Source organism: Listeria sp. PSOL-1, assembly GCF_902806445.1.
GTDB lineage: Bacteria > Bacillota > Bacilli > Lactobacillales > Listeriaceae > Listeria.
On sequence record NZ_LR760298.1, the window covers coordinates 1,353,969 to 1,376,685 of the forward strand.

At 36.1% G+C, this 22,717-nt stretch carries 22 protein-coding genes; 16 read left to right on the plus strand and 6 right to left on the minus strand.

All coding sequences use genetic code 11. The features are described from left to right. The first annotated feature begins 141 nt into the window (after positions 1–141). Genes G6Q10_RS06595 through G6Q10_RS06605 form a run of 3 tightly spaced genes read left to right on the plus strand, consistent with a single transcriptional unit; the run spans position 142 to position 2,357 of the window. The gene (locus G6Q10_RS06595) at positions 142–873 is read left to right on the plus strand and encodes a hypothetical protein (protein ID WP_163654446.1); all 732 of its coding nucleotides are present in this window, start codon (positions 142–144) and stop codon (positions 871–873) included. Continuing rightward, positions 870–1,988, plus strand: coding sequence for a hypothetical protein (locus tag G6Q10_RS06600; RefSeq protein WP_163654448.1), 1,119 nt, complete (start codon positions 870–872; stop codon positions 1,986–1,988). The genes G6Q10_RS06595 and G6Q10_RS06600 overlap by 4 nt, the downstream gene beginning before the upstream one ends. A 45-nt stretch (positions 1,989–2,033) precedes the next feature. Further along, positions 2,034–2,357, plus strand: coding sequence for a hypothetical protein (locus G6Q10_RS06605; RefSeq protein ID WP_163654450.1), 324 nt, complete (start codon positions 2,034–2,036; stop codon positions 2,355–2,357). Positions 2,358–2,378: 21 nt separating this feature from the next. Here G6Q10_RS06605 and G6Q10_RS06610 read toward each other — a convergent pair whose 3' ends face one another. The 3 genes from G6Q10_RS06610 to G6Q10_RS06620 form a co-directional block, all read right to left on the minus strand. Beyond that, a complete protein-coding gene (locus tag G6Q10_RS06610; protein WP_163654452.1) occupies positions 2,379–2,735 on the minus strand; it encodes a YlbF/YmcA family competence regulator in 357 nt (118 codons plus the stop codon). A gap of 77 nt (positions 2,736–2,812) precedes the next feature. Continuing rightward, positions 2,813–4,177, minus strand: coding sequence for a class II fumarate hydratase (gene fumC / locus G6Q10_RS06615; RefSeq protein ID WP_163654454.1), 1,365 nt, complete (start codon positions 4,175–4,177; stop codon positions 2,813–2,815). A 24-nt stretch (positions 4,178–4,201) separates the two neighbouring features. Next, a complete protein-coding gene (locus G6Q10_RS06620) occupies positions 4,202–6,277 on the minus strand; it encodes a penicillin-binding protein 1A (protein ID WP_163654456.1) in 2,076 nt (691 codons plus the stop codon). A 217-nt stretch (positions 6,278–6,494) separates the two neighbouring features. Here G6Q10_RS06620 and G6Q10_RS06625 point away from each other — a divergent pair, with 217 nt between their 5' ends. Both G6Q10_RS06625 and G6Q10_RS06630 read left to right on the plus strand, forming a co-directional pair. Further along, entirely contained in the window at positions 6,495–6,920 is a 426-nt protein-coding gene (locus G6Q10_RS06625; protein ID WP_163654458.1) for a low molecular weight phosphatase family protein, read from the plus strand. 299 nt (positions 6,921–7,219) lie between these two features. Further along, entirely contained in the window at positions 7,220–8,524 is a 1,305-nt protein-coding gene (locus G6Q10_RS06630) for a hemolysin family protein (RefSeq protein WP_163654460.1), read from the plus strand. A 257-nt stretch (positions 8,525–8,781) separates the two neighbouring features. On the opposite strand, the gene G6Q10_RS06635 is transcribed toward G6Q10_RS06630, so the two are convergent. Next, positions 8,782–9,645: a helix-turn-helix domain-containing protein gene (locus G6Q10_RS06635; RefSeq protein WP_163654462.1), complete on the minus strand. Its 864-nt coding sequence runs from the start codon at positions 9,643–9,645 to the stop codon at positions 8,782–8,784. A 124-nt stretch (positions 9,646–9,769) separates the two neighbouring features. Here G6Q10_RS06635 and G6Q10_RS06640 point away from each other — a divergent pair, with 124 nt between their 5' ends. The 4 genes from G6Q10_RS06640 to G6Q10_RS06655 all read left to right on the plus strand — a co-directional run bounded on the left by G6Q10_RS06640 (position 9,770) and on the right by G6Q10_RS06655 (position 13,433). Beyond that, on the plus strand, positions 9,770–10,585 hold the full coding sequence (locus tag G6Q10_RS06640) for a lipoate--protein ligase family protein (protein ID WP_370519518.1): 816 nt from the start codon (positions 9,770–9,772) through the stop codon (positions 10,583–10,585). Further along, the gene (gene lipA / locus G6Q10_RS06645; RefSeq protein WP_163654464.1) at positions 10,563–11,501 is read left to right on the plus strand and encodes a lipoyl synthase; all 939 of its coding nucleotides are present in this window, start codon (positions 10,563–10,565) and stop codon (positions 11,499–11,501) included. The genes G6Q10_RS06640 and lipA overlap by 23 nt, the downstream gene beginning before the upstream one ends. A 123-nt stretch (positions 11,502–11,624) precedes the next feature. Beyond that, complete coding sequence (locus tag G6Q10_RS06650; RefSeq protein WP_163654466.1) at positions 11,625–12,473, plus strand: RluA family pseudouridine synthase; 849 nt, start codon at positions 11,625–11,627, stop codon at positions 12,471–12,473. 105 nt (positions 12,474–12,578) lie between these two features. Next, entirely contained in the window at positions 12,579–13,433 is an 855-nt protein-coding gene (locus tag G6Q10_RS06655; protein ID WP_163654468.1) for a D-alanyl-D-alanine carboxypeptidase family protein, read from the plus strand. Positions 13,434–13,515: 82 nt separating this feature from the next. Here G6Q10_RS06655 and G6Q10_RS06660 read toward each other — a convergent pair whose 3' ends face one another. Then, on the minus strand, positions 13,516–14,388 hold the full coding sequence (locus G6Q10_RS06660; RefSeq protein WP_163654470.1) for an aldo/keto reductase: 873 nt from the start codon (positions 14,386–14,388) through the stop codon (positions 13,516–13,518). 285 nt (positions 14,389–14,673) lie between these two features. Here G6Q10_RS06660 and G6Q10_RS06665 point away from each other — a divergent pair, with 285 nt between their 5' ends. The 6 genes from G6Q10_RS06665 to G6Q10_RS06690 all read left to right on the plus strand — a co-directional run bounded on the left by G6Q10_RS06665 (position 14,674) and on the right by G6Q10_RS06690 (position 20,400). Continuing rightward, a complete protein-coding gene (locus G6Q10_RS06665; RefSeq protein WP_163654472.1) occupies positions 14,674–15,294 on the plus strand; it encodes a DUF47 domain-containing protein in 621 nt (206 codons plus the stop codon). An 11-nt stretch (positions 15,295–15,305) separates the two neighbouring features. After that, positions 15,306–16,304 carry an inorganic phosphate transporter gene (locus G6Q10_RS06670; RefSeq protein WP_163654474.1) on the plus strand — a complete coding sequence of 333 codons (999 nt, stop codon included), beginning with the start codon at positions 15,306–15,308 and terminating at the stop codon, positions 16,302–16,304. A 95-nt stretch (positions 16,305–16,399) separates the two neighbouring features. After that, on the plus strand, positions 16,400–16,912 hold the full coding sequence (locus G6Q10_RS06675) for a hypothetical protein (RefSeq protein WP_163654476.1): 513 nt from the start codon (positions 16,400–16,402) through the stop codon (positions 16,910–16,912). Positions 16,913–17,034: 122 nt separating this feature from the next. Further along, on the plus strand, positions 17,035–18,495 hold the full coding sequence (locus G6Q10_RS06680; protein WP_163654478.1) for an ABC transporter substrate-binding protein/permease: 1,461 nt from the start codon (positions 17,035–17,037) through the stop codon (positions 18,493–18,495). Continuing rightward, positions 18,488–19,213, plus strand: a complete 726-nt coding sequence (locus G6Q10_RS06685; protein ID WP_163654481.1) for an amino acid ABC transporter ATP-binding protein — start codon at positions 18,488–18,490, stop codon at positions 19,211–19,213. Before G6Q10_RS06680 ends, G6Q10_RS06685 begins: the two co-directional genes overlap by 8 nt. Before the next feature lie 35 nt (positions 19,214–19,248). Beyond that, positions 19,249–20,400, plus strand: a complete 1,152-nt coding sequence (locus G6Q10_RS06690; protein ID WP_163655787.1) for a pyridoxal phosphate-dependent aminotransferase — start codon at positions 19,249–19,251, stop codon at positions 20,398–20,400. 197 nt (positions 20,401–20,597) lie between these two features. On the opposite strand, the gene G6Q10_RS06695 is transcribed toward G6Q10_RS06690, so the two are convergent. Further along, entirely contained in the window at positions 20,598–21,239 is a 642-nt protein-coding gene (locus tag G6Q10_RS06695) for an HAD family hydrolase (protein WP_163654483.1), read from the minus strand. 168 nt (positions 21,240–21,407) lie between these two features. Between G6Q10_RS06695 and G6Q10_RS06700 the strand changes: the two genes are divergently transcribed. After that, on the plus strand, positions 21,408–22,700 hold the full coding sequence (locus G6Q10_RS06700; RefSeq protein WP_163654485.1) for an NCS2 family permease: 1,293 nt from the start codon (positions 21,408–21,410) through the stop codon (positions 22,698–22,700). The last annotated feature ends 17 nt before the right edge of the window (positions 22,701–22,717 follow it).

A 22,717-nucleotide genomic window follows, 5' to 3' on the forward strand; every position in this document is an offset into this window, starting at 1 on the left:
GTAAACTATTTTAATAAAATAAAAATCAGCGCTAAAGCTAAAAAAAAACAATTGTATGCAACGATGTAAAATTCTTTACTTTTTATCCCTATATAGGTACTATTAAAAGTATAATAAAATATAAAAAATGGAGGAAAGAAAATGAATAAAAAAATAGGGACTTTTTCTATTGCTACACTTAGTATTTCGCTGTTGCTTTTGCCACAAAATGTAAGCGCTAACAACTATATTGCTGGTGAAAAATTAGCTTCTTTAGAGAAAAATCTATCCTTAAAAGAAGCAAAAGCGATTGTGGAGGATTTTGCAAACTCAGAAAAAATTAGCAATGAGAACGCTGAACAACGACTTACAAGCGAATTATCTTCTAAACTAAAACAAGAAGAAAATGAAGAGCCTTCAATGAAGCCTGAAGGTGGAAGTTCTGGGCAATATACACTTTCTAAAGCTAAATCAATTGGAGATATCTATTACACCTCTTCTCAAACAATGAATATTCCCCATGGACATGTAGGGATGTATTATAAAGAAGATCGAATCGTAGAAAGCACCCCAGAAACTGGTGTCCACACATTAGCTTATAACGGCCGTAAAGTAGAAGAAAACGCTCTAATGCAAGAAGTGATCGAATCTCAAGCCGTCCGTACAGCTGCAGCAAATTGGGCTTTATCAAGAGCAGGAAAAGATGGTTACTCATATAATTTTGTAACAAATAGAATGACCAGCCATTATGGCGAGAAAAATTGCTCTAAACTCGTGTGGAGTGCTTATAAAGTAGAGGGTGATATTGATATTGATAAAGACGAAGGAGCAGGTGTTTATCCTAGAGACATAAGAGATTCTATCTACACACAGACCTATAAAGTAATTAAATGATAATGACGAGAAAAAGAATAATCATACTGAGCATAGCCATTGTAGCTATGCTTAGTATCACTTATTTTGCTACGTACTATTTTCAATCAAACACAAGTGAAAGTGCAAATCCACTAGATAAACAACAATTTGGCCTGTATTTTACCACCAATCTAGGTTATAGCTCGGTCAGTAAAGGGGCAGTTCTAGTTTATCAAGGAAATAAGCTACTTTCTTCTAAACCTACTTTAGGCATGGATAATGGAACATTACTTTATTCTAAAGACAAACTTTACTTTTCCGATAAAGAGAATATGTATGCTTATCACACGAAAACTAAAAAGCTATCTGAAAAAAAACGTGCTCTAGAAACTTTAGATATAGCTACTTTTCAATTACAAACCCAGATCATTCATGTATATAATAGTGGGCAAAAAGAGGACGGCAAATATCATACTACTTTGTACACTAAAAATGAGCAACTTACGATTCCAGGTACAATTTTAAATGCAGGCAGCGACGATAAAAATCTGTATTTACTATCTGATCGAAACGAAAATAATGAATTTAAAATGTATATTATAACTTACCAAAATAATAAGTTCGTTGTAAAAAATACTTTCCCATTTAAAGGCAGTGATAAAGGCCAATCAACCATTATTGGAAATATCTTAGTCCAACAAAATCGGCTGTATTTTGTTGAAGATGATGGAAAAAATGCCTGTCATTTTGTGGAAGTTCGTTTAGATACACATCGAACTAAGAAAAAACAGCTTTTTGCATATAAAAATAGCGAGGAGGTTTCCAAAAAAACGCCTTACACCGGGAGTAATTCCACTTTTATTTATCAAGAAAACTTTTATTTTCTTGATAAGACAGGACAGTTATTTCTTATTAATCTAAATGATAAAAAAATGACGCTAACAAAACAATCCCTATTTAAGACTGAAGCTAGTAGGTTTATTGACGTTGTTGACCAATCCATTTACATATTAACTGAGTTAAAGACCTTTGATAAATTAGAAGTATTCAAGGTGAATAACAAGGGCTTATTACAATCAGAGGCTGTGAAAATAATCCGTCTTCCTCAGAAAGTTTCCGAAATGTACCTTTCTCATTTTAAAATAAGAAAGTAATACTGTGTTTAATTAAGATACCATTGTTCAAAGGGAGATGATAATGTGAATAAAAAAGAACGGTTCTTCTGGCGTTTCATTCCAATTGTTCTTATCTTCTATTTACTTCCTCTTTTTATTCAGGATGGTGGAAATGATATGATCATACTAGGCATCATCATTCCAGCTGCTTTATTATTTATTAACCTCTTATATCGTATTATTTTTCATTTTAACTGGGTATTTCCACTTGTAAGTAGTTTATTATTTATTCCTGCTATTTTCATTTATTTAAATGGTACAGCTTGGTTTTATGTTATCATTTATTTTATTGTAGGGCTGATTGGAAATGGTCTTTGCTCTTTAATCAAAAAAAACCAGAAATCATAAATTCGATTTCTGGTTTTTTGATTATTTTTCTTCACTTGTATTATACAGATCCTGTAGCGGAGCCATAATAATACGATTTAAATCATTGATAATCGTGCTCATTGCTTGTTCTTTTTCCATAAGACGTAAGATATGTTCGTTTTTTTGAACCTCTTCAGCCACTTTTTGAGCAAGCTCGACTGTTTCATCGTCAATTTCTTGGCCTGACATTTGTTTTTCTTGAATATTTACTTGTACTTCACGGAAATGATCAAATTTTGCTTTTGCTTCTTTATCTTCGTTTACTTTTTGGTAGGCATCTTGTAAATCTTTGAATTCAGCTGTATCACGAATTCCTCGATCTAAGCTATGTGCCAAGTCATAAATATTTTCACTCATGATTAAAATCCTCCAGATACTTAAATTTGTTCTACTTTAACACTATAACAAAAGTAGGTATGAGACGCTAGTTAAAATTAACGGTTCGTCATTTTAAGTGGATCAACCCACTTGTCAAAATCAACTTCACTTACATAACCTGAAAGAATCGCAGCTTTCTTTAAAGTTAAATCTTTTTGATAGGCCATTTTTGCAATTTCAGCAGCTTTTTCATAGCCAATATGTGGGTTTAAAGCAGTGACTAGCATTAGTGATTGTTTTACTTTTTCTTGAATGACACGCTCATTAGCAGTCAGTCCTGATAGACAGTGGATATTAAACGAATGTATCGCATCTTTTAACAACCTAACAGATTGTAAAAAATTATGAATGATCACTGGCTTATATACATTCAATTCAAATTGTCCTTGGCTAGCGGCAAACTGAATGGTTGTATCATTACCAGCAACTTGAGCAGCGACCATTGTTACTGCTTCACATTGCGTTGGATTGACTTTTCCTGGCATGATGGAACTACCTGGTTCATTTGCAGGTAGTTCAATTTCACCAATGCCACTACGCGGTCCGCTAGCTAATAGTCGCACGTCATTTGCAATTTTCGCAAGATCGGCGGCCAAACTTCGGATAGCGCCGTGAACAAAATTTAACGGACTATGACTTGTTAGGGCAAAAAATTTATTCTCACTTGATGTAAATGGGACACCAAGCTGACGTTCTAATTCTTTGGAAACCGAAACACCAAATGTTTTAGATGCGTTAAGACCTGTTCCAACAGCCGTTCCACCAATTGCAAGTGGCAATAGTTTAGGCAAGCTTGTTTGAATGAAATCCGCATCATTTTCTAACATCGCACACCAACCACTAATTTCCTGACCAAGCGTAAGCGGCGTAGCATCTTGTAAATGAGTTCTACCAATTTTGACAACATCCATATATTTTTCACTTTTTTCATGCAAGACTTTTTTTAAAGCAATGATTTTTGGTAAAAGTTCTTCGCTAACAGCTTGGTAAGCAGCGATATGCATAGCTGTTGGAAACGTATCATTTGAGCTTTGAGACTGATTGACATCATCGTTTGGATGAACTTTTTCACCAGCATATTCGCTTGCTAGATGTGCAATCACTTCATTGACATTCATATTGCTTTGTGTTCCACTCCCCGTTTGATAAATAACTAATGGAAAGTGATCATCAAGTTCACCGCTTGTAATTTGGGCACATACTTTGTGAATCGCTTTTCTTTTATTTAAAGATAGTTTGCCTTCCGCCATATTTACGGTTGCACAAGCTTTTTTTAATTCAGCGAGTGCATAAATAACAGCAAGTGGCATTTTTTCTTCTCCTATTTTAAAATTACGGCGACTGCGCTCAGTTTGTGCACCCCAATATTTCGCTTGATCAACTTCAATTTGCCCAATGGTATCATATTCTATTCGCTTCAAACGATTCACCCCTTCTTTCACTAATTACCAAGAATCAATCCACTTATTAATGCTGTCTGTCACCTTTCCTCCGAACTCTTTCACTTTATCTGCCCCGCCTTTGATTGACTCCCAGAAATCATTTTTTGTTTCCTTTTGTTTCTCTTCTTTTGAGTTTTGTGATGCACTTTTTGTATCAAAGTCAGCTGCTTTTTGGTAACGCAAACCACTTTTCATTACATAGTGGGCTAAGCTTGAAACACCGGCTGAACTATTTGTTGTGAGGTAGTGTTCCTTATCCGTTTTATCAAATCCCATCCACACAGAGCCAACAAGGTCTGGTGTATAGCCAATGAACCACTGATCTTTTGTTCCGGTATTATTGTATGGGATTTGCGTTGAACCAGTCTTACCAGCCATTTCATAGCCAGCAACAGAAGCATTTTGTCCCGTACCACTTTTAACTACATCAAGGAGCATGGATGTCATGCTATCAGCGACTTTTTTAGAAATAATTTGTTTCGTTGTTGGTTTGTTCTCGTAAATAACTTTTCCTGATGGATCGACAATTTTTCTGATAATATAGGATTCGGGTTTTTGACCTTGATTTGCAAATGTTGCATAGGCTGCTGCCATCTCTACTGGTGAAGCCCCTCTGCTTAATCCACCTAGAGCAAGACCTAGCGTACGGTCACTAGCTTCTAGTGGGATCCCGAATTTTTTAGCTGACTTATAGCCTTTGTCAATACCGATTTGATCAAGGAGCCACACAGCCGGTGCATTAATTGAATTTGAGACCGCTTGATACATTGGGACTTCACCACGGTAAACGCCGCCAACATTCGTAGGTGTATAATTTCCTTTGTAAGTTTTCTTTTCATCTTTTAATTTCGAATCCACTTTATATCCGTCTTCAAGCGCCGGAGCATAAACAGCGAGTGGCTTCATTGTCGAACCAGGTTGAGCTTTCATTTGTGTTGCACGATTAAAGCCTCTAAACGTATGCTTACCACGGCCACCAACAAGCGCGCGAATGCCTCCTGTTTTTGGATCCATTAATACCGCCCCTGACTGTACTTCTTTCCCGTCGCTAGCATTGCTTGGGAAAAGGTAGTCGTTGGCGTAAACACCTTCTAGTGATGTTTGATAATTTTGGTCTAATTCCGTATAAATTTGATAGCCTTTTTTCATGATTTCATCTTGCGTAAGATCGGCCTTGGCAATGGCCTCATTAATGATGGCATCTGTGTACCATGGATATTTATTTTGCATTGGGTCTTTACTTTTATTGTTTAAAGCGATCTTTGTTTCCAAATATTGGTTATAATCTGCTGTTGAAATTTTCCCGGTTTCTTTCATTGCTTTTAGTACCATATTTCGTCGCTTCGTTGCTTTTTCCATGTGTTTATACGGATCATATGCGCTTGGTGCTTGAAGGAGACCCGCAACTGTGGCAGCTTCTGGAACATCTAAATCAGAAGCGTGCTTGCCAAAGTATTTCAAAGAAGCATTTTCGATTCCCCATTCACCATTACCAAAATAAGAACGGTTAAGATACATCTCTAAAATTTCATCTTTTGAATATGTTTTTTCAATTTCACGTGCCATGAATAATTCTTTTGCTTTACGCGTAAAGGACTGTTCTTGACTAAGTAAGGCATTTTTGGCTAATTGTTGTGTAATGGTACTTCCGCCTCCAGTAATCCCACCTGTTGAAACAAGGCCAAACGCTGAACGCATAATTCCCTTTATATCAAAGCCTTTGTGCTTATAGAAATCTCTATCTTCAATAGAAACCACAGCATTTTGGATGTTTTTTGAAACTTTATTGATTTTTACAAATGTGGCGTCAGTACTTGACAATTCACCTGCTTTATCTCCATCTTTATCATAGATCGTTGTTGCTGTTTCAAGCCCTTTTTTAAGCGCTTCAATATCTGAGGATTTCGCTAAGATAACAAGATAAATAATAAAGCCTAAAATGACGATTAAGACCGTTAAAATAATGATTTTAACAATATGACGGTTTTTTAAAAAACGCCTGAATTTACGCCAGCCTATTCCTATCCATTTTGCAATAAAATGAAAAAAAAGACCGATCAGTTGCTTAAACTTTTGCAATATGATCTCCTAACTTTCTTAAATAAAGTCTCAGCTTCTAAAATTTTTGCTGGTTATCAATTATTTTACGCCAAAATTTCGTTTTATGCTACCTTCTTAAGTATGAATTTTTATTTGTCAAAAAAGCGTTTCCTATTTATTTAAAATGGGTAAAGACAAGAGGCGTTATCGTTATAGCGTAACAAATTGATGAACCATGTCAGAAAGGACTTGAAACATGACCCATAAGCTAATTTATTTTTTATCACAATCACGTAGTCGTAGCATGATTGCTGAAGCTTGGGCTAAAAAACTTTCGCTTGGGGACGTTACATTTATTAGTGGATCGTGGCTTAACGCAAAAAAAACGCCTTTTGCTGATGATGCGCTTCAAGAATTTTCGATTGATCCTCCAGCTAGTCTATCTTTCCCGCCAAGCAATGAACTGCTTAGAGATGTGGATTTAATTATTACGATTTATGATTCCACGCATGAATTGGCACCTGGTTTTCCTGATGCCATGATGGAAAAAGTCAGTTATTGGGATATTGAGGACCCAGAGCAAGAAAAAGAGCCATCATCTAGATGGGCAAGCTATCAAAAAGTTTGTGATCATATCGCACTATCTGTAAAAAATCTTGAGCAGCATTTAATTGAAGCTTAAAAGCGAAGTTCACTCCCTAAAACTCATTCTTAGGGAGTTTTTTTATTTGCACTAAAAATAATTGTTTTATTAACTGAACTCTATTATAATTTAAAATGAGTATCAAAAAATGTTAGGAGGGAATATTCCAATGGGGCAGAACAACGAAACACGTCATTGAAAACAAATTGCTTAATGAGAGTATTTTCTCCACTAAAAATACATTCTTCCTTAAGTAACACGCATCATTTTTTATGTACAAACTTGATTATTCTAGGAGGTGTTTGCCGCACTAGGTTCAAATCTAAGGCGGCCAATTATTGATATTAACCATTAAATTTTTAATCATAGCTTTACTAATCGGGGTTTCAGCCTTTTTCGTAGCTACTGAATTTGCTATTGTAAAAATGCGACCAAGCCGTTTAGATCAGCTAATATCAGAAGGAAACAAACGTGCAAACTTGGCGCGCCATATTTATAATCATTTAAATGCTTATTTATCTGCTTGCCAGCTTGGGATCACAATCAGTTCACTCGGACTTGGTTGGTTAGGTGAGTCAACTGTAGAAGCAGCTCTCCACCCACTTTTTGCACTCTTAAAAATACCTAATTCTGCTGTCACACTTATTTCATTCATTATCGCTTTTATCATCATTACCTTTTTACATGTCGTTGTTGGAGAGCTTGTTCCTAAAACGCTTGCTATTGATAAAACAGAATCTGTGGCACTCACTGTAGCTCGCCCACTGCATCTTTTTTATAAAGTCATGTTCCCGTTCATTTGGTTACTGAATGAATCTTCTGTTTTAATCTCGAAAGCATTTGGCTTGGAGCCCGCTACTGAACATGAAATTGCCCATACAGAAGAAGAGCTCAAAATCATTGTTGGTGAAAGTTATAAAAGCGGAGAAATTAACCAATCAGAGTTTAGCTATGTGAATAAAATATTTGATTTCGATGAACGGATGGCCAAGGAAGTAATGATTCCACGCACTGAGATTATTACCGTCGATTCTGGACAAACGATTGCCCAATTATCCGAGATTATGGAAAATGAACGCTACACGCGTTACCCAGTCATTGACGGAGATAAAGATCACATTATCGGTGTATTAAATTTAAAGGAAATTCTCTCAGCATATGTCAAACATGGTTTCAATCCTGACTTTAACATCGATCCATATATTAAACCAATTATCCGAGTAATCGAGACCATCCCGATCAAGGAACTACTCATTCGGATGCAAAAAGAACGCACTCATATTGCGATTTTGCTTGATGAATACGGGGGGACTTCTGGTTTAGTTACAGTAGAAGATATCGTTGAAGAAATCGTTGGTGATATTCGCGATGAATTTGATGCCGATGAAATTCCTGAGATTCGAAAAATAAAAGATGGGCATTATATTGTTGATGCTAAGCTACTAATTGATGAAGTAAATAATATCCTTGGTACCGATATCGAGGAAGATGAGGTAGATACGATCGGTGGCTGGTTCTTGACACAAAATTATGAAGTTGAAATTGGCGATGAACTTGAATACGGCGGATATATCTTCCGAGTGAAACAAGCCGAACCTCACCATATCGAATATTTGGAAATTGTAAAAAAGGCAAATAGTTAATCGTAACAATCTGGGACATCACGCGATTCAGCTCTATTTTTTAAGAAAACCCGATTTAAAAATTTAGCTTTCAAACACGACAGATCGAGCGAAAATGTTTGTATTTAAAAGGTTTGCCAGAATCCGGAGCGTACGACTGTACGTGAAAACCCGGAAGTCTGGCAAACCTTTTTAATTGCGAGCACTTGTCGCCGATTTATTTTGTGTATGTTCCTGACTCTTTATTTTGTCAGCAAAATGAGCAAACTAAAATATTCTTATTTGCATATCTTATCCCAATTTTTCTTTTGCCAAATTAACTCATTTGTAAACTTCGGTTGATCTACGTGCTCTGACAGCTCAATCGCAACGTTTATACGCTTCATTCCAATTTGTTTGCGTCCCATCTGCAAAAAAAGCAAACCTGATTTAAAAAGTAAAGCGGTTAAATTAAATGTATTATTTTGACGCTTACAACACTCTATCCCTAAATTAACATACTCAATGGCTGTTAATCGCTCATCTTGTTTAGCGTAACAAGTAGCAATATTTAAAAAAACAGTGGGTAAATTAATATTTCGTTGTTCGCTTTCTGTAATTTGGTTTAATTTTTGTAATACATAATTTAGAGTTGTCAACATTTTGATTTCTTCCGAGCGCTCAGCATGGATTGCTGCCAAGTAGCTTTCAATCAATAAGTTAAATACTTGATCTTCTCCCTTCCAAAACGCCTCTGCTTTCAAAAAATTGGCCAGCGCCTCTTTTTGATTCTTCTTATAATAAAGTTCCGTAACACCAAGAAAAAAATAATAATAGCTTTCTTCACGGTAGGCTTCAAAAGTAGTAAATGTTTTTTTATGCAAAAGCGTATACATCATTTCAACATCATTTTTTTGATATAGTGAAAATAAGTTTTGCTTAAGGGTAATAAGCGGTGATGCAAGTTCTGTATAACTTAAAAGGTCATCAACTGTGACACCAAGTTTTTGACAAAGATTATGAACAATTAATATGCTTGGAATTTCAATCCCTTGTTCAATGCGACTTAATAAACTTTGTGAGCATACTCCTTCTGCTAGTTGTTTTTGGGTCCATTCGCGATTAGTACGCAATCTTTTAATTCGTTTTCCCATTTGATCCATTAGATACACCCTTTAATTTTATTAAATATGCAAATAATCATTTGAATAAAACCTTAACTTTTGATTACAATTAATTTTAGCAAATATTTTACCAATAGGCAATTATATAATGGGGGGATAAAATGTGGCTGAAAAATGGTTTCTTCTTGACCAAGACAAATTGTCGCCAGCAATTAACATGGCCGTTGATGAAAAACTAGCAGATTGGCACCGGTCAGGGCTGATACAACCAACTTTACGTTTCTATGGCTGGAATCCACCAGGACTCACTGTTGGCCACTTTCAAAAAGCGCGCACAAAAATTGACTCAGAAGCAGTAAAAAAGCACCAGTTTGAAATGGTACGCAGGCAAACAGGTGGTCAAGCTGTCTTACATGATAATGAATTGACCTATAGCTTTATTATTTCTGAAAATCATTCACAAATTCCGCAAACAATTAAAGCAGCTCATAAACTTATCTCAGAGGCCTTACTTGTTGGCTTACATCAAATCGGAATTCAAGCGGATTTTGCAGTTCCAAAAGACAAGCGTCCAAAAGGAACTGCTATTTGTTTTGAAGAGCCGTCTTGGTATGAGATCACTTATGAACAGAAAAAGATTATTGGAAGCGCTCAAGCAAGACTTCAAGGCATATTACTGCAACATGGCTCCATTCCTTTATCAATGGACGAAAACGATCTTTTTGATTTATTTATTTTTGATAATCCACGTGTAAAAGAGCGGATGAAGCGTTCGTTTTCTAACAAGGCTTCAGGTATTTATGATATTTTAAAAAAAGAAATTACCTTATCTGACTTAAAACAAGCTTTCAAAGATGGATTTAGTAAGATTTTTGACGTTACTTTTGAACCACTTATGCTCTCTGAACAAAATTGGGAAGAAATTTATACATTAGCTGAAACAAAATATAAAAATAATGATTATAACTGGTCACGCTAACGAGAGGAGAATTAATTTGGAAAAGAAAAAGCACGTTCCAAAACCAGATTGGCTAAAAATCAAACTTTCAAATACGGAAAGTTTCAAAGATGTCAAGCACAATTTGCGTGAAAATAATTTACATACAGTTTGTGAAGAAGCAAAATGTCCAAATTTACAGGAATGTTTTGGTGAACGGCGCACAGCAACATTTATGATACTTGGTGATATCTGTACACGAGCTTGTCGGTTTTGTGCCGTGAAAACCGGTAGTCCGACCCACCTTGATTTAGGGGAAGCAAAACGCGTAGCAGAATCTGTTGCCTTGATGGATTTACGCCATGTTGTTATTACTGCTGTTGCAAGAGATGATCTTGATGACGGAGGTGCTCTTGTTTTTGCAAATACAATTCGTGCAATCCGTGAACGTATGCCAGGAACGACAGTTGAAGTGTTACCATCGGATATGAAAGGTGACTACTTGAGCTTAAAAACATTGCTTGATGCAAAGCCAGATATTTTCAATCATAATATTGAAACGATTCGTCGCCTTACTCCAAATGTTCGTCACCGTGCAACATATGATCGCTCGCTTGAGTTATTACAACGCGTTCGTGATATGGCTCCTGATCTTCCAACAAAATCCAGTATTATGGTTGGACTAGGTGAAACAAAAGAAGAAATTTTAGAAGCAATGGATGACTTATTAGCGCATGGTGTCGAAATTTTAACGATCGGGCAGTATTTGCAGCCTTCACGTAAGCACTATCCTGTTGATCGCTACTATCATCCAAAAGAATTCCTTGAGTTGAAGCGCATCGCTAGAAAAAAAGGATTTATCCACTGTGAAGCCGGTCCAATGGTTCGTTCAAGCTATCATGCCGATGAGCAAGTGAACGAATCTGCTAAGGAACGACGCTTACAAGCTGAGCAATAACAATCGTTTTTGGTAGGCTTTCGTTTTGCTGAAAAGCCTGCCAAATCCGCTCTTTTATTTCTCAACAATTTAGGTTATACTATTTGTTTAGCAGCAAAATAATTATGCATTTGAGGAAAAAGAATGACTCATTATCTAAGTATTCCTATATTATCCGACTATAAGCAACAAACACTTGCCGAATTATTACAATCCCCTTTCCATTTTGGTAAAAAATTACGTCATATATACCGGATGTCAAATGATGTCCTTCTTGATAATCAAAAGCCAAATTGGAACGCTCCACTTGGCGATGCTAAAATATTACAATTACCTCTTTTAGCTATTGAAAAAATCCCTTCTGCAAAAAAACCCGCTCAAGTAATCTACGAAGATGACTTTCTCGCCGTTGTTTTTAAACCTACTGGTATAAAAACTCACCCCAATGATCCTAATGAAAAAAATACACTTGCTAACCAGCTTGAATGCCATTTTCAAGAAACAAAACAAACGGCTGCAAGCGCACTTCATGTACATCGGCTTGATCAGGTCACAAGCGGTCTAGTCCTTTTTGCTAAAAATACCCCAGCTCTTGCTGCACTTTCTTGGCAATTAGAAGCTAGGCGTATTCACCGTGTCTATCATGCATTGGTAAGCGGCCATATAGAAAAGGACTTAATCATTAACCAGCCGATTGGAAAAGATCGGACTCAAGCAAACAAACGTCGCATTAGCCAAACTGGACAAACCGCGTTGACCCACATCTCACCGCTTCATTTGAATCAAGATACAACCCTTCTTTCATGTACGCTTGAAACCGGACGAACCCACCAAATCCGTGTCCACTTAGCAAGCATTGGTCATCCAATTATTGGTGATACTTTATACGGTGGAAAATCATTTCACCGCGTTATGCTTCATGCTTATGAGCTATCGATTTGGCATCCTTTTTTAAACAAAAATTTAACGTGGAAATTGGAGATTGAAAAATAAAATACCCGGATTTTTAATCTTTAAGAATCTTTTCTTTTTTCTTTCTTTCTATTTAATTTCTTTGTTCTATTCTATTTACAAAGACAACTACACAAGGAGAGAAACATGAAAAAATTTCTGATATTTTTCGTTATAATTACTATTTTATGCTTAACTGTTATAGGGCTAAATAATAAAGATAGCCTAAAACCTACCCTAACTTCCACTAAAAATTTTCTATTAAGTGATGAAGAGCAAAACAATGCGTATTTAAACGACGTTAACAGCTTTCTTGTGGTTAGCAATGAAAAAAAGCAGCCACTCCAACAAAAAAACACTACAAAGGCGCTTCCTATTGCTAGCTTAACTAAACTGATGACGATCTATCTAACCTTTCAAGCGCTACAAAAGAACGAAATTTCGCAATCTGAAAAACTAATATTAAAGCGAGTAGATGATCCACAAGCAGTGAATCTCCAAGCGAAAACGGGCCAAAAAAATTATTCCGTGAAAGACTTAATTGCTGCAACGTTAATTATGTCAGCAAATGATGCTGCTGAAGCGCTAGCGGAAAGGGTAGCTAGCGGAAATTTCACTAAAAAAATGAATAATGAAGCTAAAAAGCTAGGAATGTCTAATAAAACTAACTTTACAAGCGCTAGTGGGTTAGATGATATAAATGGACGCCATTCAACTTCTACCGCACAAGATCTCCTTATCTTAACAAAGAAATTAATGTCAAATTATCCTGAAATATTAACGATAACATCAAAAGCAGAATACACTTTAAAAGATGGGAATCGAATTTTAACAACAAATCCACTACTCCGAGAAAATAAAGAAATAACAGGCTTAAAAACTGGATTCACGACTCAAGCTGGTTATTGTTTCATTGCAACAACAAAAGATAAAATCGCGATTCTTTTAGGCAGTAATACTGCTGAAACACGAAAAAATGCAGCTTCATATTTATTAAAATAAACATAAACAAAAGCGTCTCAGCAGTTTACCAAACTACTGAGACGCTTTTACGTTCAAAACATAATATACGCCTATGCTATTCCTATTTTCCTAAGAACTCACGCTCACGTTCCATACTTTCAAGAAAATAAGGTAAATCATCCGGGTCTGGTCCAACTAACTGCCTTTTATCCAGCTGATTAATTTTTTGCATGTCAGTCTCATCTAATTGAAAATATGTCAAATTAGCATTTTCGCGAATTCTTGATGCAGCAATCGATTTTAGAATAACAATGGTCTCTCGATTTAAATGCCACTGTAAAATAACCTGATCGACTGACGCGCCGTGACGTTTAGCAATATTCATAATCACCGGATGTTGCATCAACGTTCCCTTAGCAAGTGGCGACCAAGCAGCATGTGCAATGTGTTCTTCCCGCAAGTACCACCTTAATTCATTTTGTTGAAATAGCGGATGTGTTTCAATTTGATTTAATATTGGTTTTTCATTTGCGACAATCATTAAATCAGCTAAATGATGCTGCTTAAAATTAGCAACACCAATGGACTTGATTACACCTTCTTGATAAAGCCGCTCCATTGCATGCCAGGTCTCACGATACTTTCCCGCAATTGGCCAGTGAATTAAATATAAATCCAAATAGTCTAATGCCAAGTTTTTTAGTGTTTGTTCAAAAGCAAATAGTGTCTTGTCATAGCCTTGATCTCCATTCCAGACTTTAGCGCTGATGTAAAGTTCTTTGCGCTTAACTCCACTTTCTAAAAGAGCTTTCCCCACTTGCTTTTCATTATTATAAACAGCTGCTGTATCAAACAAGCGATAACCAACTTCAAGTGCTTGTTCGACCGCATAAGTGATATGACTTTGCTCTCCCATTTGAAATGCACCAAGACCAATATAAGGAATCACTTCATTTGTTCGAAGGGTAAAACGATCGTCTAATGATTTCCCCAACTTCATAGCCCCCTCAAAATAGTAAGCTTTTTTCATAAGATTAGTATACCCAAACTCAATACATTGTACTAATAAAATGCTATTTTTTACTCAATTAAAAGCTATTTTTATCAATTTAAAACGATTACATAATTTTATTTACCATTCCTTTCAAAAAATAGTTCCTATTTATGACCATACTATGTTAGTATTAACTTGTGGTAAATTTCAACAAAAAAATAGTTTCTTTAAACAGTACAGACATTACAGATTCACTTAACAAAAAGATCGGGGGAATTGTAAAAAATGGCTTTTAAAAATAAGAAAGACCGTTTTGCTTCTTTACTTCATGATATTGCTGTAAATTTGCATGAAGGTGCCAACTTTTTTGCGTCATATAACATTAAGACGGTAGAGGATCTACATACTTTTTCAGATAAGGTGAAAGAATATGAAACAAACGGTGACTCTATGGTTCATAAAATGATTATCGAACTAAATAACGCTTTTATCACGCCAATTGAACGTGAAGACATACTTGAATTAGCTAACCATCTTGATGATATAATGGACGGTCTTGAACAAACAGCATTTTCATTAGTAATTTGTCAAATTACACACTACGATGAATACATGTTGCAATTTATCCAAGCGATCTTATCAAGTATTGTTGAGATCGAAAAAGCTGTTGATCTCGTTTTTGATAAAAAATTAAAAGATGTTCGCAAACTTGCGATTAAAATTAAAGATTATGAATCTCATTGCGATGATATTTACCGCGAATCGCTTACCAAACTTTTCCAAACTGAACAAGATCCAATTAAAATTATTCGCTTAAAAGAAGTTTATGAAGGTCTTGAAGAAATCGCTGACAGTTGTCAAAGTGTAGCCAACACGCTTGAATCAATTGTTATGAAAAATGCGTAAGGAGTAGACAAATGGAAGGAATGTTATTCATCACAATTGTCATCGTCCTTGCCGCACTTACATTTGACTTGATCAATGGTTTTCATGATACAGCCAATGCAATTGCAACGAGCGTTTCGACAAAAGCATTAAAGCCTAAATATGCCATTATTTTAGCAGCTGTTATGAACTTTGTTGGAGCTATTTCATTCACAGGCGTAGCTAAAACGATCACAAAAGATATTGTAGATCCTTTTTCCGTACCGCATGGTGAGATTGTCATCCTTGCAGCATTAATTTCTGCTATTATTTGGAATTTAATCACTTGGTATTTTGGAATTCCAAGTAGTTCTTCGCATGCTTTAATTGGTTCAATTGCTGGTGCAGCCATTGCTGCTGCTGGCTTTGCTTCTATTGAATATGGTGGTTTTACTAAAATTATTGTCGGCTTAATTGCTTCACCATTTCTTGCGTTTACTGTTGGATATCTTATTTATACATTATTTAAGATTTTCTTGAAAAACCTTAATCTCTCAACAACAAATAGACGTTTCCGAATGTTCCAAGTAGCTACAGCAGCACTGCAATCTTACACTCACGGAACCAATGATGCTCAAAAATCAATGGGGATCATCACAATGGCACTGATTGCTAATGGTTTTCAATCAACAGATGATGTCAAGCTTTGGGTACAAATTGCCTGTGCGCTTGCAATGGCCGTTGGAACAAGCGTTGGTGGTTGGAAAATCATCAAAACAGTTGGTGGAAAAATTATGAAGATCAAGCCGGTCAATGGCGTTGCTGCTGATCTTAGTTCCGTTATTATCATTTTTGGCGCAACATTTATTCACCTCCCTGTTTCAACAACGCATGTCATTAGTTCATCTATCTTAGGTGTAGGAACAAGTCATCGGATAAAAGGTGTTAAATGGGACACTGCACAACGCATGATTATCACATGGATTATCACACTCCCTATTTCGGCTGCTATTGCCGCACTCATCTTTCTTATTCTAAACTTATTCTTATAAAGAAAACGGAGAAAAGCCAAAAATAAGTGCTTTCTCCGTTTTTTGTTTTCTAAAGAAGAGTTTGGGGAAAAAGATGCAAAGAGGAGGAGAAAGTCATGAATAGTTATTTTTTTGAAAAACCAAAACACTTTCGTAAAAATCAGCCCATTACCATTTTAGATGAACAGAGCGAACCTGTTGGTGAAATTATAAAACAAGCTTCAGGGATTATATTTAGCAAGAATAACAATATTTTTTCTTCTCAAACTAAAGATTTAGCTACGGTCACACTCGAAATTGGCTGGCTTGGCCGCGATGGTGCTTCTGTTATTTACCATGATAAAGAAAATCATCAGCATATTATCTTTGAAGAAATTTCTGATCATCAAAATAGTCGCCATATTACCACCAAAGCAACAGACTTCCCCATTGATTTCATTCAGAAAGCTCCAGACGATGAATATTTACTATTTTTTCATAACAGAAAAAGTGCAAGCCTTCATCAATTTCTGAATACAGAGGGAAAGACTTTTATCAAGATTGATATTTTTGATGAAAACACAAATGTGCCCGATAGCTTATTTTTTCTACTTTATTTTATTCAAAAATTATTTAAAACTGAATTTTAAGAGCAGGATCGGCAACTTAAAAGCAAGTTGCCGATTTTGTTTTAAAAAAAGTGTTGCATATTTAATCATTTAAATGTATTATTATAATATATTATTTGCTAAATAAAAAAGGAGCTGTGTTCATGATCTGCACAAAAATAATAATAAAGCAAACTGTCTTATTCTGCTGTATTTTACTTATACTTAGCATCTTCTTACCACAAGGAGTGAAGGCGAATGATGATTCTTTAAACCATATCAAAGAAAAAGGCACACTCGTAGTTGGCCTATCCGCTGATTATCCTCCTTATGAATTTCATCAAACGATTAAAGGAAAAGATAAAATTGTTGGTTTTGATATTTCAATTGCCCAAAAAATTGCTGATAATTTACACGTTAAGCTCGTCATCAGTGAAATGGGTTTTGACAGTTTACTTGGTGCACTTAAGACCGGTAAAATTGATATGATTGTCTCTGGTATGTCACCTACACCTGAACGCTTAAAAGAAGTTGCTTTTTCAGATCCTTACATGACTGTTGAACAAAAAGCGATTATTCGCGAAGCAGATAAAGATAAACTCAAACAGCCAAGTGATTTTAACGGACGAAAAGTTGGCGCTCAAAAACAAACAACACAAGAGGAACTAGCAGAAAACGAATTAACTGGCTCTAATGTAGTCGCTCTTCAAAAAGTACCTGATCTACTACTTAACTTAAAAAGCAATAAAATCGATGCGGTTATTTTAGAGGGCCCTGTAGCAGACGCTTATGTTAGCCAAGACAAAACACTTAAAATTTCCGATGTTAAATTCGCAAACGGTTCAAAACAAACGGCTATAGCTATGCCTAAAAATGCTACAGCACTAAAAAAACAAGTTAATCGTACAATCAAACAAATCGACAATCAACACCTTTTTCCAAAATATCAGGCAGAAGCTAATAAATTAATGTTCCAAAAAAGTGGTTTCTTCGCCCAATATGGACAGTATTTTATTAAAGGAACGTTATTTACGATAGCTCTTGCTGCTATTGGCGTATTGGCTGGTGCACTAATTGGTGCGCTATTCGCCTTAATGAAACTGGCAAAAACAAGATGGTTACGTTGGCCAGCTACGTGGTATATTGAGTTTATCCGTGGTACTCCACTTCTTGTCCAAATTTTTATGGTTTTCTTTGGAACTCAGCTTCTCGGATTGAATATCTCGGCTTTCGTCTCTGGATGTATCGCTCTTTCATTAAATAGTGCGGCTTATGTTGCAGAAATCATCCGTGCAGGGATTGCTGCTGTAAATAAAGGACAAATGGAAGCTGCCCGTTCTCTTGGTATGACCCATTCAGCTAGCATGCGTTATATCATTTTACCACAAGCCATTAAAAACATTTTACCAGCTCTTGGAAATGAGTTTGTTACAGTCATTAAAGAATCCTCCGTCGTTTCCATTATTGGTGTTAGTGAACTTATGTTTATGACAGGGGTAGTTCAAGGTGCTAGCTTTAAACCGTTTATTCCATTGATGTTAACATCACTTATTTATTTCGTACTCACATTTACACTATCTAGACTACTCGGTCTTGCCGAAAGGAGAATGAGAACTAGTGATTAAAGTAACTAATTTGCATAAATACTTTGGAAAAAATGAAGTCTTAAAAGGCATTAATTTAGAAATTGCAACAGGCGAAGTTGTCGTCGTTATTGGCCCTTCTGGAAGCGGTAAAAGTACATTTTTACGCTGCCTTAATCTACTAGAGATGCCAACAAATGGGCAGATTGAATTTGAAGGTGAAGATTTACTAGCTAAATCAACAAATATCAACACATTACGCCAGCATATGGGCATGGTTTTTCAACAGTTTAATTTATTTCCACACAAAACTGTTTTGGAAAACTTAATGCTTGCTCCACTCAAAGTTAAACATGAAGCCGCAAATGCTACACGTGAACATGCGTTACAACTACTTGCAAAAGTAGGGCTCAAAGAGAAAGCAACAAGTTATCCTGCTAGTTTATCAGGAGGTCAACAGCAACGTGTCGCAATTGCTCGCGCACTCGCTATGAAACCAGATGTTATGCTTTTCGATGAACCTACTTCAGCACTTGATCCTGAAATGGTTGGCGAAGTCCTCGCTGTCATGAAATCCCTCGCTAAAGAAGGCATGACAATGGTCGTTGTCACACATGAGATGGGATTTGCTCGTGAAGTGGCTGATCGAGTTGTCTTTATGGATGCAGGGATTATCCAAGAAGAAGGAAAACCAGAGCACATTTTTAACCAGCCGGAAAATGCTCGTACAAAAGATTTTCTTGGTAAAGTTTTAGCATAATCTTATAACACAATTCGTTTGAGGAGGGATTTATGATGGTCGGAATTCATAAAATCGCCAAAAAACATCACATGACACCACCTAATTTGTTAGCTAATATTGGGACGCTTGCTAAAACAACACCAAATTTAATCGATCTCTCGATTGGTGATCCTGATCTTATTACTGATCAACGCATTACTGCTGCTGCATTTACTGATGTACAAAATGGTGCTACAAAATATACAGAATCGGCTGGAGAGAGCGAATTAATCACCGCAATTATCCATTTTTTCAAGCGTATTTATCATCTTGATTTTAAGCCAGAAGAAGTTCGAGCAACAGTAGGTGCATTACATGGTATGTATCTGGCCTTGCAGACTATTCTTGATCCAGGAGATGAAGTTATTATTCATGAACCTTATTTTTCTCCCTACAAAGAGCAAGTATTAAACTCTGGTGGCACACCCGTTTTTATTCCTACTTATGAAAAAAATGGCTTTGCTATTCATGTGGATATTCTTGAAGCTGCAATAACAAATAAAACGAAAGCTCTTATTTTAAATTCGCCAAACAACCCTACAGGCTCAGTTTTTCCGAAAGAGACGTTACTAAAAATTGCACAACTTGCCAAGAAGTATGATTTTTTTATTCTTGCTGATGAAGTTTATGATGGTTTTAGTTTTTATGAAAAATTTCTTCCAATGGCTACTTTTGCGCCAAAACACACCATTACTTTCGGCAGTCTATCAAAAAATTTCGCAATGACTGGTTGGCGGATAGGCTATATGATCGCACCAGATTATGTTAATGAAGCAGCAAAATTAATTAATGAAGGCATTACCTACTCTGCCCCAACTCCATCTCAGCGTGCTGCTATTTATGCATTGAATCATGCCGAGGAATTCATCCCGCAAGTAACAAATGTATTTCAAAAACGACTTGAATATATCGTAAAACGGATTGAAACCATTCCTTATCTGTCTATTCATCCACTAAAAGGTTCTATTTACGCCTTTATCAACATTAGCGCTACACAGATGGACTCCGTTTCATTTAGTGAATACTTGCTTAAAGAAACACAAATTCTCGTCGTTCCAGGTTTGGCATTTGGGGACAGTGGGGATCACTATATCCGGCTTGCTGCAACGCAAGACATCCCCACCCTTAAAGAAGCTTTTGATCGTTTGGAAAAATTGAATTTCTAACTAAAGAAGTCTGGGAAATAAACAAAACAAATCGGCGACAAGCATTTGTATTTAAGGAGTTTGCCAGAACCAGAAGCATGGTAAACCCCTTAAACACAAATGCTTTCGCTCGATTTTTCGTGTTCGAAATGTAGCATCTACACTTCATTTCCTTAAAAATTAGAGCTAAATCACATGTATTCTGGACTCTTCTTTTTTTATTGAAAAGTTTTTTCTAGCTCAATATCATCAAATTGATCAAAAGAAGTGACTTCATCTGGAAAATGAATATTTTTCGTCGCTTCATTCGGTACAACAATTACATGGTATCCTGCTTTAAGTGCTGCTTTTGCACCATTTAAAGAATCTTCTATCGCATAAGCATCTGTAGGCTTCACTCCTAATTCATTGGCAGCTTGTAAATAAAGTGCAGGGTCTGGTTTAATCTCGATAACATCATCAGCAGTTTGAATCGTATCAAAGCGCTCTAATAAGCCAAAACGCTTTAAAACAGGCATTACCCATTCACGAGTCGAGCTTGTCGCTAAACCAATTTTAAACCGCCTCTGAGTAGCATAATCAAATATTCGCATAACCCCTTCACGAAGCACAAGCTCATCACGCATGCTATGAATTTCATTACTAACATGCCTTGTAAATGCAGCTGAATCAAACTTGCCATTCGTCTCTGTTTGCATATAGTCATGTAGCGGCTCTTCAGAAGTACCAATAATTGACTCGTAAACTTCATTTGGTAAATCGATCCCATAAGCTTCTTTAATATAATCCATCGTGATTTGATGCCATAAATTTTCCGTATCAATCATTGTTCCATCAAAATCAAATACAATTGCTTTCATCACGTTCCTCCTATTGCTATTCATTTTACTTATTTCTATCATAGCAAAAAATATCACTTATTTCTAAAAAATCATTAGAAAAGCTTGCAATTTATTTTAAAAACGAATAATATGTAATATGTATTGGTTATTGTTCGTAAATAATGCCAAAAGGAGTGTATTATTCTTATGTTTCAATTAAAAGCTAGTGGAACAGATGCTAAAACAGAAGTTATTTCTGGCTTCACTACATTTTTAACGATGGTCTATATTGTTGTTGTCAATCCAGCGATCCTTTCTGCAGCAGGGGTTCCATTTAACACCGTTTTTATGGCTACCATTATTTCAACTGTTATCGGAACGCTTTGGATGGCACTTTTCGCTAACTACCCTATTGCTATTGCACCGGGACTTGGTATGAATGCTTATTTTGTTACCGTTGTAACAACGCAAAAACTTGACTACTCCATTGCTTTTGCTGCTGTGTTTGTTGCTGGTGTTATCTTTTTATTGCTTTCACTCACACCCATCCGAGAAAAAATTATTACCGCAATCCCACATAATTTAAAAGCAGGAATTACAGCTGGTATTGGCCTTTTTATCGCTTTTCTAGGATTCCGAATGACAGGCATTATTGTCCAAAATAATTCTAATCTAGTTGGACTTGGTGATTTACATTCTGCTGAAGCCTTACTTGCGATTATCGGCTTATTTGTTACACTTATTTTACTAGCCCTTAATGTTAAAGGCGCACTTTTCATTGGAATGATTATTACAGCGATTATTTCTTTTTTTACTGGTGAACTGAAATTTACAGATGGTATTATCAAATTGCCACCAATGCCTGAATTTATTTTTACCAATCCGCTTCATGCATTTGGTGATGTGATGACGCATGGTTTATACGCAGTCATCTTATCCTTTTTATTGATCACAATTTTTGATACAACAGGTACAATGATTGGCGTCGCTAAAAAAGCCGGATTAATGAAAGGTGAGTCGCTTCCTAACGCAAAACAGGCCTTACTTGCGGATGCTGTTTCAACAACAATCGGTTCTATTTTTGGTACAACACCAACAAGTGCTTATGTTGAATCCTCAGCCGGAGTGGCTACTGGTGGTAGAACCGGATTAACAACACTCACTGTCTCCATCTTGTTCTTGGTCTCCGCTTTCTTTGCACCGCTTGTAGGAGCTGTTTCAAGTATCTCAGCAATAACAGCCCCTGCCTTAATTATCGTTGGTAGCATGATGATTGGTGCTGTTAAAGAAATTAACTGGGATTCACTCGACGAAGCATTCCCAGCCTTTCTTGTTATTTTGGCAATGCCACTTACTTCAAGTATCGCAATTGGCCTAGCATTCGGTTTTATCTCTTATGTCATCTTGAAAATCTTTACAAAGAAATGGCATGAGCTAAATGGATTTTTAATCGCCATTGCCTTCTTGTTCTTTATTTTAGTAGCATTTTTACCACATTAAGGTTATCCTTTTAAAAG

Bases quoted from the DNA above. Each gene is read 5' to 3' on its own strand.
- G6Q10_RS06595 (WP_163654446.1), top strand. From the start codon at position 142: ATGAATAAAAAAATAGGGACTTTTTCTATTGCTACACTTAGTATTTCG.
- G6Q10_RS06600 (WP_163654448.1), top strand. From the start codon at position 870: ATGATAATGACGAGAAAAAGAATAATCATACTGAGCATAGCCATTGTA.
- G6Q10_RS06610 (WP_163654452.1), bottom strand. From the start codon at position 2,735: ATGAGTGAAAATATTTATGACTTGGCACATAGCTTAGATCGAGGAATT.
- G6Q10_RS06625 (WP_163654458.1), top strand. From the start codon at position 6,495: ATGACCCATAAGCTAATTTATTTTTTATCACAATCACGTAGTCGTAGC.
- G6Q10_RS06635 (WP_163654462.1), bottom strand. From the start codon at position 9,645: ATGGATCAAATGGGAAAACGAATTAAAAGATTGCGTACTAATCGCGAA.
- lipA (WP_163654464.1), top strand. From the start codon at position 10,563: ATGATTATAACTGGTCACGCTAACGAGAGGAGAATTAATTTGGAAAAG.
- G6Q10_RS06650 (WP_163654466.1), top strand. From the start codon at position 11,625: ATGACTCATTATCTAAGTATTCCTATATTATCCGACTATAAGCAACAA.
- G6Q10_RS06655 (WP_163654468.1), top strand. From the start codon at position 12,579: ATGAAAAAATTTCTGATATTTTTCGTTATAATTACTATTTTATGCTTA.
- G6Q10_RS06665 (WP_163654472.1), top strand. From the start codon at position 14,674: ATGGCTTTTAAAAATAAGAAAGACCGTTTTGCTTCTTTACTTCATGAT.
- G6Q10_RS06670 (WP_163654474.1), top strand. From the start codon at position 15,306: ATGGAAGGAATGTTATTCATCACAATTGTCATCGTCCTTGCCGCACTT.
- G6Q10_RS06675 (WP_163654476.1), top strand. From the start codon at position 16,400: ATGAATAGTTATTTTTTTGAAAAACCAAAACACTTTCGTAAAAATCAG.
- G6Q10_RS06680 (WP_163654478.1), top strand. From the start codon at position 17,035: ATGATCTGCACAAAAATAATAATAAAGCAAACTGTCTTATTCTGCTGT.
- G6Q10_RS06690 (WP_163655787.1), top strand. From the start codon at position 19,249: ATGGTCGGAATTCATAAAATCGCCAAAAAACATCACATGACACCACCT.
- G6Q10_RS06695 (WP_163654483.1), bottom strand. From the start codon at position 21,239: ATGAAAGCAATTGTATTTGATTTTGATGGAACAATGATTGATACGGAA.
- G6Q10_RS06700 (WP_163654485.1), top strand. From the start codon at position 21,408: ATGTTTCAATTAAAAGCTAGTGGAACAGATGCTAAAACAGAAGTTATT.